Source organism: Rhizobium sp. 21-4511-3d (assembly GCF_053522545.1).
The window spans coordinates 1-14,707 of record NZ_JBNWCF010000003.1 but is presented as its reverse complement, the minus strand read 5'-3'; the positions used below and the strand labels follow the sequence as shown (position 1 = coordinate 14,707).

The window sequence follows — 14,707 nt, the reverse complement described above, 5'->3', positions numbered from 1 at the left end:
GAAAACCCGCATGGAGCCGGTGTTCAGCCCGGTCCGGACGTCCCATCCCCTCTGCCGAGATCGGCAGATGGAGGCGTGGCGATTGCCTTATCCTTGAAATACCGGGAAACGACCGATCGCAGCATCCTGGCATCTTCAGGTGAAATTTCACGCGGCTTGAAGGTGACATCCGCCACCTCGCGTTTCGAGAAATAGCCGTAGAACATCAGCGCCGAGAGATAGCTGCCATAGATCGACGGATGGTTGCAGTCGTCATAGAGGGTGAAGGATTGCGGACGGCTCTGCAGGTCTTCCCAGACAAGGCCGACGTTGACGAGGTCGACCCCGGTCAATGCGGCCAGGCGCGCATGCTGTTCCTGGATGTTGCGGTGCATGTTGGCATAGCCCGAAGGCGATACGCCGGCTGCCGATTTCGGCATGCCTTGATTGTCCTTGCACTGATCGGTGTAGCGCCAGGTCACGAACATCGCGGGCGTGGACCCTTTCGCCTGCGCTTCGCGGATCAGATCGGCGGCGACCTCCCATGTCCGGCCGGCGCGCTCGGCGCTGTACTGGTCGCTGCTCAGGACCTGCAGGACCACATGGTCCCAGCGCTGCGCCAGCAAAGCCTGCGTATTCGGGTCGTCCATATGCGTTTCGAGACTCACGCCGGGTTCGGCGTCCATGACGACATGCAGCTTGTTGGGATAGCCGGCAGAGTCGGCGATCGAGCGCACCATGCCGGGCATGTTGTGATAGAACGTCCGGCTGTTGCCGATAAACAGCGCGGTCTCGCGCGGCCTCTTGTCGAAGAAGTCCACGGTATCGCGCACGTAGCCGTTAAACGGCGGCAAATACAGGAGCGATCCGATCAAAATCGCTGACAGAACACCTGCCCGGGCGAATTTAAACAACTGCGGCCTCACACAATCGTGGCAATCCCGCATGAGGTAACCATCGATATGTAAAGGATAAGTTGAATAAACGAGGCGGTTTTTTAGTGCTGGGGGTTTTGGGCGCCCGGAACGCTTCATTGGTGGACGGCGCTCAAACTTTGCCTGCCAGCTCATTCTCGACGGAAGCGACTCATCCTGCGCGCCGCGCGCGAAGGCTCAAGGCTCTCCTATCTAAACGAATATTGGCCCAAAAATCTTGCCGCCAGCCGACCGATCCGCGCACTCGTCGAAATGGTTAGGGGACATCTAAACGCATCGCCAGAGCGAGCGGGAAGCGTGTTGCATCTCGCACTGTTAATCAACTATAAATTTAGATGCCAAGACTACCTTTAGGTGTCTTTTGAGGGGGCGAAATGCAGCAGGAAGTCAGTCTTTATCTTGATCTGAAAGATGGAATGAAAGTCGATCTAGCAACAGCGGCACGCGCTGCTTTGGCTTTCGACGCAGCTTTGAAAGATATCGCGTTTTCGATTGATCCGTTCGCCATAGTTCGAGTCGAACTTGAGAGCGGCACGGAGGGCAGTTTATCACTCAACTCAATCATCAAGGCGGCAAAGCTAGATGAAGCGCGGTTAAGATCAATCGCGTGGGGAATCGCAGCGTTTTTCGTAGCGGATACAGCCTCGTACACCTATCAGAAGGTGCTCGATCATTTTCTTGAAGAACCTGAGATTCACCAGAGTATGTCAAAGGAAGAGGTTCACCAGCTTGCGGAAGCAGTGATGCGAATCGTTGAATCAAAGGTTGCCGAAAAGCAGGTGGGCAAAATCTATCAAGAGCTGCAGCGAGACGAAGCGGTTAAGGGCGTTGGTGTGTCGCAGAAGCACGATCGCCGTCCGGCACAAATAGTTCCTCGATCTGAGTTCCAGCGCCGCGGTCGAGTCGTTGAGGAATCGGAAAAGATGGGGGAGCGAAGCGAGACGACGGTACAAGTATTGACCTTGGTTAGCCCGGTGCTTGTGCAAGGCAGTTCTAGAAAGTGGAAGTTTCGCTCAGGAAAGCTTGAATTCGGCGCGCCAATCAAGGATCAACCGTTCCTCGATCGGGTACCTTCTGGTCGCGAACGGGTGCCGATGGCCGACGGCATTAGAATGAAAGTCGTCCTGACTGTGAAGGAGGAGCGCAAGGAGGGCGTGTGGCAGATTAAGGAACGTATCGTCGATGAGGTAATGGAAATCACGCCGGCCAGCGCGCAAGGTTCTCTAGACTTAAGAGCGGCGCCAGAACACGACACCGATTAAAGCAAGCACAACAATGCCAAGGCCCCAGGCTAGAGGCCGGGACACAAGATGTGAAAATATTTCCAAGCCGATCACCGTCACAATAAATAGGACGACAACGTCGGGACGAAACGGCCCGGTACGGCGCTTTCGGTTCATGCTTGTGCCAATTGGTAAGCCGGGTCTCATGTTTCAAGCTGTTGTAAAGGACGGATCGAGACGACTTTAGGGCGAAACGTATTTAGAAAACGTCAAAGCGTTGTTCTCTAAACGTTCTACTTCGAGTTGGCGGTGTCAAGCGCTGAATCACCACGAACGTGGTCGGTATGTCAACGGCGCTCAAGCCGCCTTGCGGCGATACGGGTTACTACCGCAGTGAGTCTACCAAGGCCGACCCAGCCGCCCACCAGCCAACCCCGCCCCAACCAAAAGCGTCCCCGCGGCCGCGAAAAACACCAGCATCGGTGGTCCGGCATCCGCCCACAAGCCGCCGAGCGCCATCCCTGCCGCTCCGCCCGCCGTCAGCATTGCATTGAGTAGCGCCTGGCCCTCCGATGTCCGTCCGGGCGGCAGTATCTGATCGATCATTTGCTGCATGACGAGCAGGCCAGGGGAGATGAAGAGCCCGGCAAGTGTCAGAATGGGCAGCAACAGAAGCGGCGGGAGTGCCAGCCATAGGCCGAGGCCGGCGGCGGCGAGTCCGAGGCCGAAGCCGCCGAGCGATGCGACAAGCAGGCGATAGGCGGAAAAGCGCCATTCCCTTGCGCCGAAGAACAGGCCGCCGCCAATGCTGCCGATGGCGACCGCGGCAAACATCAGGCCGAGCATCAGGCCATGGGTGGAGATCGCCTGCGCCGCGGAAGTCAGCGCGACGTCCATCTGGCCGAAGCCGACCGCCATGGTGGCTGCGATGATTGCGACAAGCAGGATACCCGGCTGCAGAACGATGGCGCCGGGAGCGTCGCCTGCCGATCGGCCGTCCGTCTCGCCGCTGACGCGTCCCGCCGGAGAGGCGGCATAACCCACGCCACCGGCCGCAAGCAGGATGCAGGTGGCGATCACAGGAAGCGTCGGGCCGCCGCCATAGAGGCCGCCGACCACCAGCGGTCCAAGGACGAACAGCGTTTCAACTGCTACCGCGTCGAGTGCATAGGCTGGCGCCAACAGGCCGGAACCGTCAGGGACCAGACGCCGCCAGGCGACGCGCATCGCCGGGGTGATCGGCGGAAAGAACAGGCCGACGCCGAGCGATAATCCCGCGATGGCGGGCAGGCTCCATTGCTGCGCGGTGCCGATCAGCGCAAGGCCGAGGAAGGCAGCCGAGGTGAGCGACGTTCCCGCTATAACGCGCCGGTGGGAGCCTCTATCAAGAGCCCGTCCCCAGAAGGGCACGGACAAGGCGCTGCCGAGCGCAAAGGCGCCGGAGACGAGGCCGCCCTGCGCGTAGGAGCCTGTCGCTGCCTCGACGAGGATCAGCAGGCTGAGCGGCACCATGGCGATCGGCAGCCGCGCGACGAGGGCGGCGATATAGGACCAGCGGGCTGCGGGCATGGCGAGAATGGCGAGATAGGCTTTCACGATGCAGGCCGCCCTGCCGGTGTCTGGCCTGCTCCACTCGTCATCCCGATCACAAATCCATCTCCCGAATCGGCGCATTGCCGCCTATAAAAGCGGGACCGGAACGAAATGGCAACATCTGGCCATCAGGCGGGAGGAGCCACCCTTTCAAACAAATGCTCATAAAACATCACCAGCCCCCGCTCATCCACCCTGAGATCGGCCTCGAAGCCAATCGATAACCCGAGATCGACATAGCGCACGCGCCCCGGCCCCTGCCGGTCGTAGCGCTGCTTCGAGCGGGTCACTGTCATGGCCGGGCCGTCGATGAAGGCGGTGTCGAGGGGGAGGGTGGCGCCTGCTGTTTCCGGCGTGCGGCGGATCGGGAAGGTGTTGCAGAAGGGGGTGACGGAGAGGTCGGGTTCGTCGGCGCCGTCGAGATCGGGGCGGGGCAGGCCGTCGACTTCCCAGCCGCTGGGCACGCGCTCCAGCGTCAGCTTCCTGTGGTCGCGGCCGTTCCAGCGCTCGACGGTGACCGATTGCGCGCTCCAGCCGCCGTCGAGCCGCCAGTGGTGGTCGAGGCGGAAACCGCCGTCTTCGAGACAGAGAACGGTCGATGATGCCGTCACGCTTTCGGCGCCGACGCTGAGCGTCAGGCGCTCGAACCCTTCGATATCGGTGCGGCGCCAGAACAGAACTGAAGTCTGCATGCGAATGCCTCCCTTTTTAACGCGCGTGCGCGCAATGCGGAGGCGGGCAAAGGGGGCGTCAGCCGGGCTCCGGGCCTTTTTGGTTTTGGACCGATCGACATTCAGCCATGCGCGGACTGTCGACTGGTCCTGAGGAAACCTAGCATTTCTGCCGCGTGGCTTGAACCGGGCGGTTACGTCTTCTTGGCGATCGCGCCGATATCGTGCCAGTGGCGGTTGTCGCGCTCGATGAGCTCGTCGGCGCAGGCCGGGCCCATCGTGCCCGGCGCATAGGCTTCCGGCTCGCCTTCCTTGGCCCAGAGATCGAGAAAGGGCTGGACGGCGGCCCAGCCGGCCTCGATGCCGTCGGCGCGCTGGAACAGCGTCTGGTCGCCGATCATCAGGTCGTAGATCAGCGACTCGTAGCCGGTCATCTTGCCGATATCGAACTGGTCGGCGTAGCGGAAATCGAGCGACACCGGCACGGTATCGACGGAAAGGCCGGGGGACTTGATGGAGATTTCCATGCTCATGCCCTCGTCCGGCTGTACCTGGATGATCAGCCGGTTCGGCGGCAGGCGGCGGTTGACCTCGGTCTCGCGGAACTGCGCGAAGGGCACCGGCTGGAAGGTGACGACGATCTCGGTATCGCGCGCCGTCATCGCCTTGCCGGTCCTGAGATAGAAGGGCACGCCGGCCCAGCGCCAGGTATCGGCATAGAGCTTCAGGGCCACGAAGGTCTCGGTCTTGCTGCCGGGCGCCACTTGCGGCGTGTCGTGATAGGCGGTGATATCGGCGCCGTTGAGCTTGCCCGCGGTATAGACGCCGCGCACGCCATGGGTCTTCGCCTCCTCCGGCGTATAGACGCGCAGCGCCTTCAAAACCTTGCTCTTCTCGTTGCGGATCGCCTCGGCGTCAAAGCTGTTCGGCGGCTCCATGGCGATCATCGCCAGCAGCTGGAAGAGGTGGTTCGGCACCATGTCGCGCAGCGCGCCGGTCGCGTCGTAGAAGGCGCCGCGCGAGCCGACATCGACGATCTCGGCGGCGGTGATCTGCACGTTGTCGATATAGCGGTTGTTCCACAGCGCCTCGATCATCATGTTGGCAAAGCGCGCCGTCATCAGGTTCTGCACCGTTTCCTTTCCGAGGAAATGGTCGAGCCGGTAAACCTGGCTCTCCGCCACCTTGGAGAGGATCTGCGCGTTCAGCGCCTTTGCCGAGGCGAGATCGGTGCCGAAGGGTTTTTCGATGGCAATGCGCCGGAAGCAGTTCTCGCCTTCCGTGGTCAGCTTGTTGGCCGCCAGACGCTCGACGATCTCGCCGAAGAAGCGCGGCGGCACGGCGAGATAGAAGGCGGCGTTGCCATTGAGCCGCTTGCCGATCTCGCCATAGATCTCGTCCTTGGTGAAATCGCCTGCGAGATAGGAGATGCGCTTGCGCAGCCTCAGCCATGCCTCGTCCTTGGAGAGCGGCTGGTCGCCGCCGAGGCCTGCGAGAAAGTCGTCGAGCTTGCCCCGCAGCATCTCGTCATCGCCCTGGTCGATGCCGATGCCGAGAATGTGCAAGTCGTCGCCGACAAGGCCGCTTCGCGTCAGGTTGATGATCGCGGGGATGAGCAGGCGCCGCGTCAGGTCGCCCGTGGCGCCGAAGATGACAAGCGTTGCGGGCGGGGTGGGCACGGCATCGGTCATGGCGTCTCGCTCCTTGGCTGGTCAAGCGAATATAAGCGGCGGCGCGGCGCGGGCAAGCGGGCGGCGTGACGCAGACGCCGCCACCCGCCGATCGGCTCAGGCCTCCTGTGGCGCCGGGGCAAGAATGCCCTGCTCGACGGCAAGCGCGATCAGCTGGGCGCTGAGATCGCCGAGCGTATCGGAGGCCATGCCGATCGGCTGCATGCGGCGCTCGACATTTGCCGCCGTTATCCCGCCCGCGCTCCAGGTGCCGCCCTCGGTGAAGAAATTGTGCAGCAGCGGCTGCAGCCGGTCCATGGCATTGGCAAAGCGGGATTCGGCCGAAGCCTTCGCCTCGAACTCATCCCAGAGCGCCCGGAATTCTCTCGCCTGATCTTCCGGCAGCAGCGCGAAGATCCGCTCGGCGGCCTTCAATTCGCGCTCCGCCTGGCTGGCGGCAAGTACGGTGTCGTAGGCGAAGGTATCGCCGGCATCGATCTCGACGATATCGTGGATCAGCAGCATCTTCAGAACGCGGACGAGCTCGACCTTCTCGCGCGAGTGCTCCGAAAGCACCATCGCCATCAGCGCCAGCTGCCAGGTGTGCTCGGCATCGTTCTCGACCCGCGAGCGATCGAGAAGCAGCGTTCGGCGCAGCACCGTCTTCAGCTTCTCGACTTCGAGGATGAAGGCAATCTGCTGGCTGAGGCGGCGATTGCCGAGAAAGCTTTCCAGATGATCGGCGGTGGGGCTGGGCATGTCGAACTCCTTGGGCTGCAGGCGGGATGCTGCGGGCGGGCGAGGCCACCGGCCTATCACCGAAGCCGTGCGAGCGCCATATCGCCATCGTCGCCTGAAGCCGCATCCGGACTGGAGAAATTCAAGACGGCCCTTATGTCTTGAGGCAATGGCAAGCGAATGGGAGAAAACGCATCATGGCCAAGAACACCATCTGCCTCTGGTATAACGGAGATGCCGAGGAGGCTGCCGGCTTCTATGCGGCGACCTTTCCCGACAGTGCCGTGACCGCTGTGGTCCGGGCGCCGGGCAATTATCCGGATGGCAAGGAGGGCGATGTCCTGGTCGTCGAGTTCACTGTCGCCGGCATCGACTGCATCGGCCTCAACGGCGGCCCGGCCTTCAAGCACAGCGAGGCCTTCTCCTTCCAGATTGCCACCGAAAACCAGGAAGAAACCGACCGCTACTGGAACGCCATCGTCGGCAATGGCGGCAAGGAAAGCGATTGCGGCTGGTGCAAGGATAAATGGGGCCTGTCGTGGCAGATCACGCCGCGGGCGCTGAGCGAAGCGCTGAAGGCAAACCCCGCGGAAGCCAAGCGCGCCTTCGATGCGATGATGACGATGCAGAAGATCGACATCGCCAAGATCGAGGCGGCACGGCGGGGGTAGGGTGCTATTCCTCCGCCTCGGGCGGCCACTGCCGGGAGGTGTGGACAAGCGCGAGAATCCAGACAGCGTTTTCCGCGATTTCATAGATGATGCGGTAGCTGCGATGCGGAATGAGCTCCCGCGTACCCTCGATGAGGCCGGGCCTCCCGGAACGTGGAAAGTCCGTCAGGCGCGCAATTGCTTCGGCAAACCGTTCGTCGATCGAGATGGCGGCGTCGATATTTTCGGCGGCCAGGTGCTGGAAGATCGTCAGGCGGTCGAGCTCGGCCTGCGGCGTCCAGAGGATTCTCATCGCGCGGCTTTTTGAATTGCCTTGCGCATGTCGCTGAACAGCGCCTCCACCTCGGAGGATGGCCGGCCCTCGCCGGCGGCTACCGATTTCCGTGCACGATCGACCTTTTTCTGCAGGAAATCTGCATAGCTGGCGGCGTCGCCCTGCTGGTCCACGAACTCCTGCACCAACTCGGCGATCAGCTCCTCCGGCTCGCGCTGGGCGGATTTCGCGGCGTTCAGAAATGCGTCGGAGAGGTCAATATCGAGTTCGAATTGAAATGCGCTGCGCTTTGCCATCGAAGTCTCCTGGCGGCCGGTTTCGAGTATAGCTCACACCAGCCGCCGGGCAAGCGGGGCCCTAAGCCTTCACCGCCACCATGAAAATCCGCGGGAAGCGCAGCAGCACACGGCCATCGACCATTTTCGGATGGGCCTTTTCGATACGCGCGAGGTAATCTGCCAGGAACGCCTCCCGATGCTCCTCACCCGCCTGCGCGAGATAGGGCATGAGGCCGGTGCCCTTCAGCCATTCGACGATCGCGGCGGCATCAGCCATCGGGTGGTTGTAGATCGTGTGCCAGATATCGACGCGGGCAGCCTTGGGGGAGAGGCGGCTGTAATAGGTCGATGCCGGCGGCAGCGGGGTGCGGCGTACGCTCTTCTTCTCGAAATTGGCCTTCCACGGCCCGGCATGGGCGGTTTCTTCCATCGCAAGATGCGTCGGCTCTCCGAGGTTATCGGGCATCTGCACCGCGAGCACGCCGCCCGGCGCCAGGCCATCGATCAGGCGCTCGAAGATGTCGAGGTGATTGGGCAACCACTGGAAGACGGCGTTGGCAAACAGCAGGTCGGGTTGCCCGGAGGGCTGCCAGGCCGAGAGATCGCCCTTGTCGAAGCGCGTCTGCGGCAGGCGCTTGCGGGCGGCTTCCAGCATGTTGTCGTCGCTGTCGAGACCGGAAACATTCTCGACGCCGTAGCGGTCGATGATCAGCTCCGTCGAATTGCCGGGTCCGCAGCCGAGGTCGATTGCGTTCTTGACGGACGCAAGCGGCACCTGCGCCAGAAGATCGCGCGCCGGGCGCGTCCGTTCATCCTCGAATTTGACGTATTGGCTGGCAGACCATGCCATGGGGAACCTCCTGCTTGGCTTTCTCTCTGCGGATCGCCGGCTGGCGCGCCGCGGCTCTTCTCTATCAGCAAATCACCGGGGCTCATATGCGCTGCCTGATGACATCCAGGTGAACTGCCCGGTAACTGGAATGAAAAAGGCGCCTGCAATGAGGCGCCTTTTCAAGGGTTTATGCGGCACGGATGGTTGTGCCGTCGCTGTTTGCGGCAGTCCCGATCCGCTGGATCGGGCCGGGCAATGCGGGTGCCTCGCCTGCGGTGACCAGAGCCTCGCCGCTGGCGCTGTCGATGGTGGCGGAAAACACCGCCTCGGCGCTATCGGGGTTGGCATAGCCATAGGCCTGATGCGCGCCGATCGAAACGATATCGCCGGCGAGTGCGGCGATTTCTTCGCGCCGTCCATCGGCCATCCGCCAGATCGACAGGCGTCCCGCGATGATGCGCAGCACCTGCGGGCTGTCGATCACCTCGGGCGTGGCGCTGCCGCCGGCCGGAACGGTGACGTCGACGATGCTCAGCCAGGAGCCCTGCAGCCGGACTTGCCGCTCGATGCGGTCGCCGGCCACGAAATAGACCTTCGCGCCCGTCTGCGCCAAAGTCTTAACACTGGAGTTGGACATTAACGTCCCTTTCATTCTTTTTCTTACGGCACGCCCGTTAGACCTTCGCGACGCGTTTGGCAACGGCCGAGATGTCGCGTGCTACCGTCGCGAAGCGATCGGCGATCTCGGCAAGCGCCGTCCTCTGGACCGTCTCGGCCGGGATCACGCCGCCCAGCGGGTCGGGCAGATCGCGTGTCGCGGTGGCCGAGGCGATGACCGTCGACTTGAAGCCGAGATCGAGTGCCGCGCGCGCCGTGGCGCCGACGCACATGTGGGTCATGAATCCGGTGAGCACAAGTTCGTTTCTGCCGGTTTCCTTGACTATGCCGGTCAGCACGGCATGGAGGTCCGTTCCGGCAAAGGCATTTGGCAGCGTCTTTTCGACCACGCGTTCGCCGTTGACGGGCGCCAGCGCCGCAATGATTTCAGCGCCGTGCGAGCCGGGGTCAAAGAGCCAGCTTCCCGCTCCCGACTTATGGATGACATGAACGACGGGAACGCCGTCTTCGCGCGCGAGATCGAGCAGGCTGCGGATTTCGGCGACGGCCGCTTCAACGCCGGTGAGCGGCAGGCTTCCATCGACATAGTCGTTCTGTGCGTCGATCACGACGATGACGGCTTTCTGCCAGTCGGCGGCTTCGGCGGTGGCGCCGCTGCGCTGAAGAAGGGTGAGGGGAGCCATGGATCTATCTCCTGTTTCGGTTGGCAGCGTAGGACTAGCGGCTTCCATCATGAGCGAATATTCGCTATTTCAGCGCAATGGCTGAGCAGAAACGCACAGATATCGACTGGGAAGACCTGCGCTTCTTTGCGGCGCTCGCCCGCCATGGCAGCCTGTCGGCAGCGGCCCGCGCGCTCAAGGTCAATCATGCCACCGTTGCCCGCCGGATATCGGCGCTGGAAATGACGCTCGGCGTCCAGCTCTTCGAGCGCCGTCCGGATGGATATGTCCTGACCGTGCAGGGGCAGTCGATATCGGCGGAGACGACGTCGATGGCGACCGCGGTCTCCGTCATCCGCGATCGGCTCGTGTCGCCGGAGGGGCCGAGCGGGCGCGTGCGGCTGACGACCATCCGCTCGGTTGCCGATCTGCTTCTGGCGCCCCATCTTGGCGAAATCCTTGATGGGCTTCCAGGCATCGAGCTTGAGATCCTGACCGATGTCCGCGTCCATAGTCTTGCCCATCGCGAGGCCGATATCGCGCTGCGGCTCGGCCGCCCTGCGGATAGCGATCTCAACGGCAAGCGCGTCGCCACCATCACCCACGGCTTCTACGCCAGCGAGGCGGTGGCCGCGCGCTGGAAGAATGGCGAAGCCGCGCCGTTGATCGGATTCGATCTCGACAGCGACCTACTGATCGCCGAAGCCCGCTGGCTGGAGACCCACCATGCGCGCCATCCCTATTCGGTGCGTTCCGGCAGCGCCATCACCCAAGCCGTCGCCGCCGCGGGCGGCATGGGCATTGCCATGCTCCAGCGGTTCCAGGCACGGCAATATCCCTCGCTCGTCGAGATCGATTTCGGTGCCGTCATGCCTGACCGCGAACTCTGGATGCTCGCGCCACCCGGCCTCAGGGATGTGCCGAGGGTCAGCGCCATCTGGGAGCGTCTCTCGGCGCTGTTCGCGGGTATGGAGACCCTCTAGATCTTCTTCTCCGCCTTGATCCGGCTCACCACCGCGTCCAGCACGGCGCCGTTGTCGGCGATGAGCCGCTCGGCCACGGTCCGCAACTGCTCGATATTGGTGGCGCTGGCATCGTCGAGATCGTCATTGGCGCCCTGCAGCCTCCCGTCGATGCGGAAATAGGCGAGCGTTTCAGGCTTTGCAAAGCTCATGTCGGTGGAGCCCTCGGCGTTCAGCTTGGCGCCCTTCGGGTTCAGCAGCTTGTTTGCCTGATAGGCCGCCGTGCTCGCCTGTCCCTGCATCAGCACGGAGATCAGCGGCGTGCCGTTCTGCGGGTTGATCCAGCCAAAGGCGCCCCAATCCTTGGCCTGCTGATAGGGGATTTTGCGGTTCTGCCGCCCGGTGCCGAGCGAGAGCACGACGAAACCGTCGCTCGCCGCCTGCCAGAGCTTGCGGGCCTCGACATAGGCGGCGAGAACCGGATCGTTGGCGAAGACGCCGCCATCGATCAGCGGGACCTTCCGCTGCTCGTCGCCGGCGGGCTTTGCCAGGTTCTCGACCAGCGCCGGCTCGAAATAGGTGGGTGCCGCAGAAGAACCGCGTGCCGCTTCCCAGAAGCGGAATTTGGCATTCTCCATATCGCAATTGGTCATGAACACCGCTTCGCGCTGGTGGATGTCGTAGGCGGTGATCAGCACCTTCGTCAGCCCGTCGGCGATCAGCGTGTTGGCGCCGAGCCGCGCCTGCAGCTTTTCTTCCAGCGTCGTCGCGCTGTAGCGTTCTTCCTGCCAGCCGCCGATATTAATGATCCGCGAGATCAGTTTCGAGTAGAAGATATCCTTGCCTTCGTCGGCATAGAGCTTGACGAGATCGGCGGGCGTGCAGGCGGCGATCTTCTTGTTCTTCGGGTTCGGGCAGGTGAGCCCGGCAGCGATGATGCCGCCGGTCGAGGTGCCGCCGATCAGGTCAAAAACCTCGTGCATCGCCGGTCCCTTCAGGCGCCTGGCGAGCTCCTCGATGATGATTGCTGGAATGAGGCCGCGAATGCCGCCGCCATCGATCGACAGGATGAATCGAACTGTCATGGTCCCCTCCACGCCGGAGTCATTCCGGGCGAGCGGGATTATGCCTCATGTATTATAAATTGCAATTCGACTAAATACACCAATAAATAGTTAACGATTGCGCCTCGACTGTCCCGATCCCGAACGCTCCAAGAGGCCAATCAGAATTGGGTGATGACGCTGATGCCGAGCCCTTCGGAGCGCTCCATCGCCACCAGCGCCGGGACTCCCTCTTCGAGACTGATGCGCTTGCCGATTAGCTTCTGCGGCGCGATCTTGCCGGCCGAAAGCATGGAGAGCATCGCGTCGTAGCGCCAGGCCTGCATGCCGTGGCTGCCGTAGATCTCCAGCTCGTGGCCGATGACCTGCGCCATCGGGATCTGCGGCGTCGAGTGGTCGCCGAGCATCAGGCCGATCTGCACATGGCGCCCGCGGCGGCGCAGATTCTTGATCGAGTTGAAGCAGGTGACGGGATGGCCGAGCGCATCGATCGAGACATGCGCACCACCCTTGGTGATCTCGCGCACCGCTTCCGGCACGTCGCCGACGGTCGCCGCATTGATCGTCGCCACCGCGCCGCATTCGCGGGCAAAGGCGAGCTTCTCGTCCGAGATGTCGATGGCAACAGGATTGGCGCCGAGTGCCGCGGCGATCATGATCGCCGACAGGCCAACGCCGCCGCAGCCGTGGATGGCGATCCACTCACCGGGGCCGGTGCGCGCCTGGTCGGCCACGGCGCGGAACGAGGTGGCGAAGCGGCAGCCGAGGCTCGCCGCGGTCGCATCGTCGATCTCCTCGGGCAGATGCACGAGATTGGTCTCGGCATAATCGATCGCCACATATTCGGCGAACGAGCCCCAATGGGTGAAGCCCGGCTGGAACTGGTTGGGGCAGACCTGCTGGTTGCCGGAATGGCACTCGCCGCAATGGCCGCAGCCGGAAACGAAGGGCACGGTGACGCGATCGCCGACCTTGAAGCGCATCACGCCCTTGCCGGTCGCCACCACCTTGCCGGCAAGCTCGTGGCCCGGCACATGCGGCAGGCGGATGTCGGGGTCGTGGCCCATCCAGCCGTGCCAGTCGCTGCGGCAGAGCCCGGTGGCGCCGACGGCGATGACGACGCCGTCTTCCGAAGGCGAGGGATCGGCCACGGTTCGGATCTCCGGCGTCTTGCCGAAGGCGTCGTAAAACATGGCTTTCATCGGGCTCTCCTTCGTCTGCGATTCCGTCCGTATCATCGCACGCGGACGCGACAGGATTCCATCATTTTTGCTGATAGACCCATCGCATCCGCGTGAAGCGCGGCGATGGATTGTTGCGACTTGCGATGCGCCCGCGTCATTTTCTTGCGTCCGGTTTTGGCGCGCCAGTTTCTCCTTGACCCCGCCAACGGGGAAGGATTTTGCTGCTGCAACTTGTTTGAGGAGAAGAAAAATGGCCGTCAACACAGCGCCCCGCTCGACCACATGGACCTATGTCGATGGCGAGTGGCTTTCCGGCAATCCGCCGCTGATCGGCCCGACCTCGCATGCGATGTGGCTCGCCTCCACCGTCTTCGACGGCGCCCGCTGGTTCGATGGTATCGCCCCAGATCTCGACCAGCACTGCCAGCGCATCAACCGCTCGGCGCTCAACATGGGCCTGAAGCCGACCAAGACGTCGGAGGAGATCGAGGCGCTGGCCTGGGAAGGCATCAAGAAGTTCGACGGCAAGACGCCGATCTACATCAAGCCGATGTACTGGGCAGAACACGGCGCCCCCTTTAGCGTCGTCACCGCCGATCCGGAATCGACCCGTTTCGTCCTCTGTCTGTTCGAAGCGCCGATGGGCGGCCATGGCGGCTCGTCGCTGACCGTCTCGCCCTTCCGCCGCCCGACGCCCGAGACGGCGATGACCGATGCCAAGGCCGGCTCGCTCTACCCGAATTCCGGCCGCGCCATCGCCGAGGCCCGCGCGCGCGGCTTCGACAATGCGCTGATGCGCGACACCAACGGCAACGTCGTCGAAACGGCATCCTCGAATGTCTTCATGGTCAAGGATGGCGTGGTCTTCACCCCGGTCGCCAACCGCACCTTCCTCGCAGGCATCACCCGCGCCCGCGTCATGGGCCTGTTGCGCCAGGCCGGTTTCGACGTGCGCGAGGCAACGCTCTCCGTCGAAGACTTCATGGGTGCCGACGAGATCTTCACCTCCGGCAACTACTCCAAGGTCGTCGGCGTGAATCGTCTCGATGGCCGCGACTTCCAGGAAGGCCCGGTCACCCGCAAGGCGCTCGAGCTTTACATGAACTGGGCTTATGGACGGACGGCAAGCGGGGAGTGAGCTGGCGGTGCGGTCGCAATCGCTAGGTAGGCGCCCGCGGCCCCCTCATCCGGCCCTATGGGCCACCTTCTCCCCGCGGGGAGAAGGGAATACCGTTTCGCGTCGCGCGCCTACATCCCCTTGTAACTTCCCTTTATCCGCTATCGAGGCTGTAATGCCTATCGCGGTGGCGAGCGAGAGACCGAGGCCCCTCTGGGACACCAAGCCCGCGGGAG

Annotated in this window: 16 protein-coding genes; 4 read left to right on the top strand and 12 right to left on the bottom strand. The window is 62.9% G+C overall.

Going from position 1 to position 14,707, the window contains the following annotated elements:
• Nucleotides 1-23: 23 nt before the first annotated feature.
• Nucleotides 24-1,049, bottom strand: a complete 1,026-nt coding sequence (locus tag ACQZ5H_RS08515) for a DUF4886 domain-containing protein (protein WP_449097343.1) — start codon at nt 1,047-1,049, stop codon at nt 24-26.
• 239 nt (nt 1,050-1,288) lie between these two features.
• On the opposite strand from ACQZ5H_RS08515, the gene ACQZ5H_RS08510 reads away from it, so the two are divergent.
• On the top strand, nt 1,289-2,176 hold the full coding sequence (locus ACQZ5H_RS08510; RefSeq protein ID WP_449097342.1) for a hypothetical protein: 888 nt from the start codon (nt 1,289-1,291) through the stop codon (nt 2,174-2,176).
• 360 nt (nt 2,177-2,536) lie between these two features.
• On the opposite strand, the gene ACQZ5H_RS08505 is transcribed toward ACQZ5H_RS08510, so the two are convergent.
• The 4 genes from ACQZ5H_RS08505 to ACQZ5H_RS08490 form a co-directional block, all read right to left on the bottom strand.
• Nucleotides 2,537-3,733, bottom strand: coding sequence for a hypothetical protein (locus tag ACQZ5H_RS08505; RefSeq protein ID WP_449097341.1), 1,197 nt, complete (start codon nt 3,731-3,733; stop codon nt 2,537-2,539).
• 125 nt (nt 3,734-3,858) lie between these two features.
• Nucleotides 3,859-4,422, bottom strand: coding sequence for a putative glycolipid-binding domain-containing protein (locus ACQZ5H_RS08500; protein ID WP_449097340.1), 564 nt, complete (start codon nt 4,420-4,422; stop codon nt 3,859-3,861).
• Nucleotides 4,423-4,595: 173 nt separating this feature from the next.
• Nucleotides 4,596-6,092 carry a glucose-6-phosphate dehydrogenase gene (gene zwf / locus ACQZ5H_RS08495; RefSeq protein ID WP_449097339.1) on the bottom strand — a complete coding sequence of 499 codons (1,497 nt, stop codon included), beginning with the start codon at nt 6,090-6,092 and terminating at the stop codon, nt 4,596-4,598.
• A gap of 96 nt (nt 6,093-6,188) precedes the next feature.
• Nucleotides 6,189-6,830 carry an HD domain-containing protein gene (locus ACQZ5H_RS08490; RefSeq protein ID WP_449097338.1) on the bottom strand — a complete coding sequence of 214 codons (642 nt, stop codon included), beginning with the start codon at nt 6,828-6,830 and terminating at the stop codon, nt 6,189-6,191.
• A 176-nt stretch (nt 6,831-7,006) separates the two neighbouring features.
• On the opposite strand from ACQZ5H_RS08490, the gene ACQZ5H_RS08485 reads away from it, so the two are divergent.
• Nucleotides 7,007-7,480, top strand: coding sequence for a VOC family protein (locus tag ACQZ5H_RS08485; RefSeq protein ID WP_449097337.1), 474 nt, complete (start codon nt 7,007-7,009; stop codon nt 7,478-7,480).
• A gap of 4 nt (nt 7,481-7,484) precedes the next feature.
• On the opposite strand, the gene ACQZ5H_RS08480 is transcribed toward ACQZ5H_RS08485, so the two are convergent.
• The 5 genes from ACQZ5H_RS08480 to ACQZ5H_RS08460 all read right to left on the bottom strand — a co-directional run bounded on the left by ACQZ5H_RS08480 (nt 7,485) and on the right by ACQZ5H_RS08460 (nt 10,165).
• Entirely contained in the window at nt 7,485-7,772 is a 288-nt protein-coding gene (locus tag ACQZ5H_RS08480) for a type II toxin-antitoxin system RelE/ParE family toxin (RefSeq protein WP_449097336.1), read from the bottom strand.
• A complete protein-coding gene (locus ACQZ5H_RS08475; protein WP_449097335.1) occupies nt 7,769-8,050 on the bottom strand; it encodes a hypothetical protein in 282 nt (93 codons plus the stop codon). Before ACQZ5H_RS08475 ends, ACQZ5H_RS08480 begins: the two co-directional genes overlap by 4 nt.
• A gap of 61 nt (nt 8,051-8,111) precedes the next feature.
• A complete protein-coding gene (gene tam / locus ACQZ5H_RS08470) occupies nt 8,112-8,882 on the bottom strand; it encodes a trans-aconitate 2-methyltransferase (RefSeq protein WP_449097334.1) in 771 nt (256 codons plus the stop codon).
• A 169-nt stretch (nt 8,883-9,051) separates the two neighbouring features.
• Nucleotides 9,052-9,501 (bottom strand): cupin domain-containing protein, encoded by a 450-nt coding sequence (locus ACQZ5H_RS08465; protein ID WP_449097333.1) that lies wholly within the window; start codon nt 9,499-9,501, stop codon nt 9,052-9,054.
• Between the two features lie 37 nt (nt 9,502-9,538).
• Nucleotides 9,539-10,165, bottom strand: coding sequence for a cysteine hydrolase family protein (locus ACQZ5H_RS08460; RefSeq protein ID WP_449097332.1), 627 nt, complete (start codon nt 10,163-10,165; stop codon nt 9,539-9,541).
• Nucleotides 10,166-10,242: 77 nt separating this feature from the next.
• Between ACQZ5H_RS08460 and ACQZ5H_RS08455 the strand changes: the two genes are divergently transcribed.
• Entirely contained in the window at nt 10,243-11,127 is an 885-nt protein-coding gene (locus ACQZ5H_RS08455; protein WP_449097331.1) for a LysR family transcriptional regulator, read from the top strand.
• Here ACQZ5H_RS08455 and ACQZ5H_RS08450 read toward each other — a convergent pair.
• Both ACQZ5H_RS08450 and ACQZ5H_RS08445 read right to left on the bottom strand, forming a co-directional pair.
• Entirely contained in the window at nt 11,124-12,191 is a 1,068-nt protein-coding gene (locus ACQZ5H_RS08450) for a patatin-like phospholipase family protein (protein ID WP_449097330.1), read from the bottom strand. The genes ACQZ5H_RS08455 and ACQZ5H_RS08450 overlap by 4 nt on opposite strands.
• Before the next feature lie 140 nt (nt 12,192-12,331).
• Complete coding sequence (locus ACQZ5H_RS08445; RefSeq protein WP_449097329.1) at nt 12,332-13,372, bottom strand: zinc-dependent alcohol dehydrogenase family protein; 1,041 nt, start codon at nt 13,370-13,372, stop codon at nt 12,332-12,334.
• A 232-nt stretch (nt 13,373-13,604) separates the two neighbouring features.
• Here ACQZ5H_RS08445 and ACQZ5H_RS08440 point away from each other — a divergent pair, with 232 nt between their 5' ends.
• Complete coding sequence (locus ACQZ5H_RS08440) at nt 13,605-14,492, top strand: branched-chain amino acid aminotransferase (RefSeq protein WP_449097328.1); 888 nt, start codon at nt 13,605-13,607, stop codon at nt 14,490-14,492.
• The last annotated feature ends 215 nt before the right edge of the window (nt 14,493-14,707 follow it).

What these genes read in the sequence shown, in the direction of transcription:
- ACQZ5H_RS08515 (WP_449097343.1), bottom strand. Translation starts at nt 1,049, where the DNA reads ATGAGCTGGCAGGCAAAGTTTGAGCGCCGTCCACCAATGAAGCGTTCC.
- ACQZ5H_RS08510 (WP_449097342.1), top strand. Translation starts at nt 1,289, where the DNA reads ATGCAGCAGGAAGTCAGTCTTTATCTTGATCTGAAAGATGGAATGAAA.
- ACQZ5H_RS08500 (WP_449097340.1), bottom strand. Translation starts at nt 4,422, where the DNA reads ATGCAGACTTCAGTTCTGTTCTGGCGCCGCACCGATATCGAAGGGTTC.
- zwf (WP_449097339.1), bottom strand. Translation starts at nt 6,092, where the DNA reads ATGACCGATGCCGTGCCCACCCCGCCCGCAACGCTTGTCATCTTCGGC.
- ACQZ5H_RS08490 (WP_449097338.1), bottom strand. Translation starts at nt 6,830, where the DNA reads ATGCCCAGCCCCACCGCCGATCATCTGGAAAGCTTTCTCGGCAATCGC.
- ACQZ5H_RS08485 (WP_449097337.1), top strand. Translation starts at nt 7,007, where the DNA reads ATGGCCAAGAACACCATCTGCCTCTGGTATAACGGAGATGCCGAGGAG.
- ACQZ5H_RS08480 (WP_449097336.1), bottom strand. Translation starts at nt 7,772, where the DNA reads ATGAGAATCCTCTGGACGCCGCAGGCCGAGCTCGACCGCCTGACGATC.
- ACQZ5H_RS08475 (WP_449097335.1), bottom strand. Translation starts at nt 8,050, where the DNA reads ATGGCAAAGCGCAGCGCATTTCAATTCGAACTCGATATTGACCTCTCC.
- tam (WP_449097334.1), bottom strand. Translation starts at nt 8,882, where the DNA reads ATGGCATGGTCTGCCAGCCAATACGTCAAATTCGAGGATGAACGGACG.
- ACQZ5H_RS08465 (WP_449097333.1), bottom strand. Translation starts at nt 9,501, where the DNA reads ATGTCCAACTCCAGTGTTAAGACTTTGGCGCAGACGGGCGCGAAGGTC.
- ACQZ5H_RS08460 (WP_449097332.1), bottom strand. Translation starts at nt 10,165, where the DNA reads ATGGCTCCCCTCACCCTTCTTCAGCGCAGCGGCGCCACCGCCGAAGCC.
- ACQZ5H_RS08455 (WP_449097331.1), top strand. Translation starts at nt 10,243, where the DNA reads ATGGCTGAGCAGAAACGCACAGATATCGACTGGGAAGACCTGCGCTTC.
- ACQZ5H_RS08450 (WP_449097330.1), bottom strand. Translation starts at nt 12,191, where the DNA reads ATGACAGTTCGATTCATCCTGTCGATCGATGGCGGCGGCATTCGCGGC.
- ACQZ5H_RS08445 (WP_449097329.1), bottom strand. Translation starts at nt 13,372, where the DNA reads ATGAAAGCCATGTTTTACGACGCCTTCGGCAAGACGCCGGAGATCCGA.
- ACQZ5H_RS08440 (WP_449097328.1), top strand. Translation starts at nt 13,605, where the DNA reads ATGGCCGTCAACACAGCGCCCCGCTCGACCACATGGACCTATGTCGAT.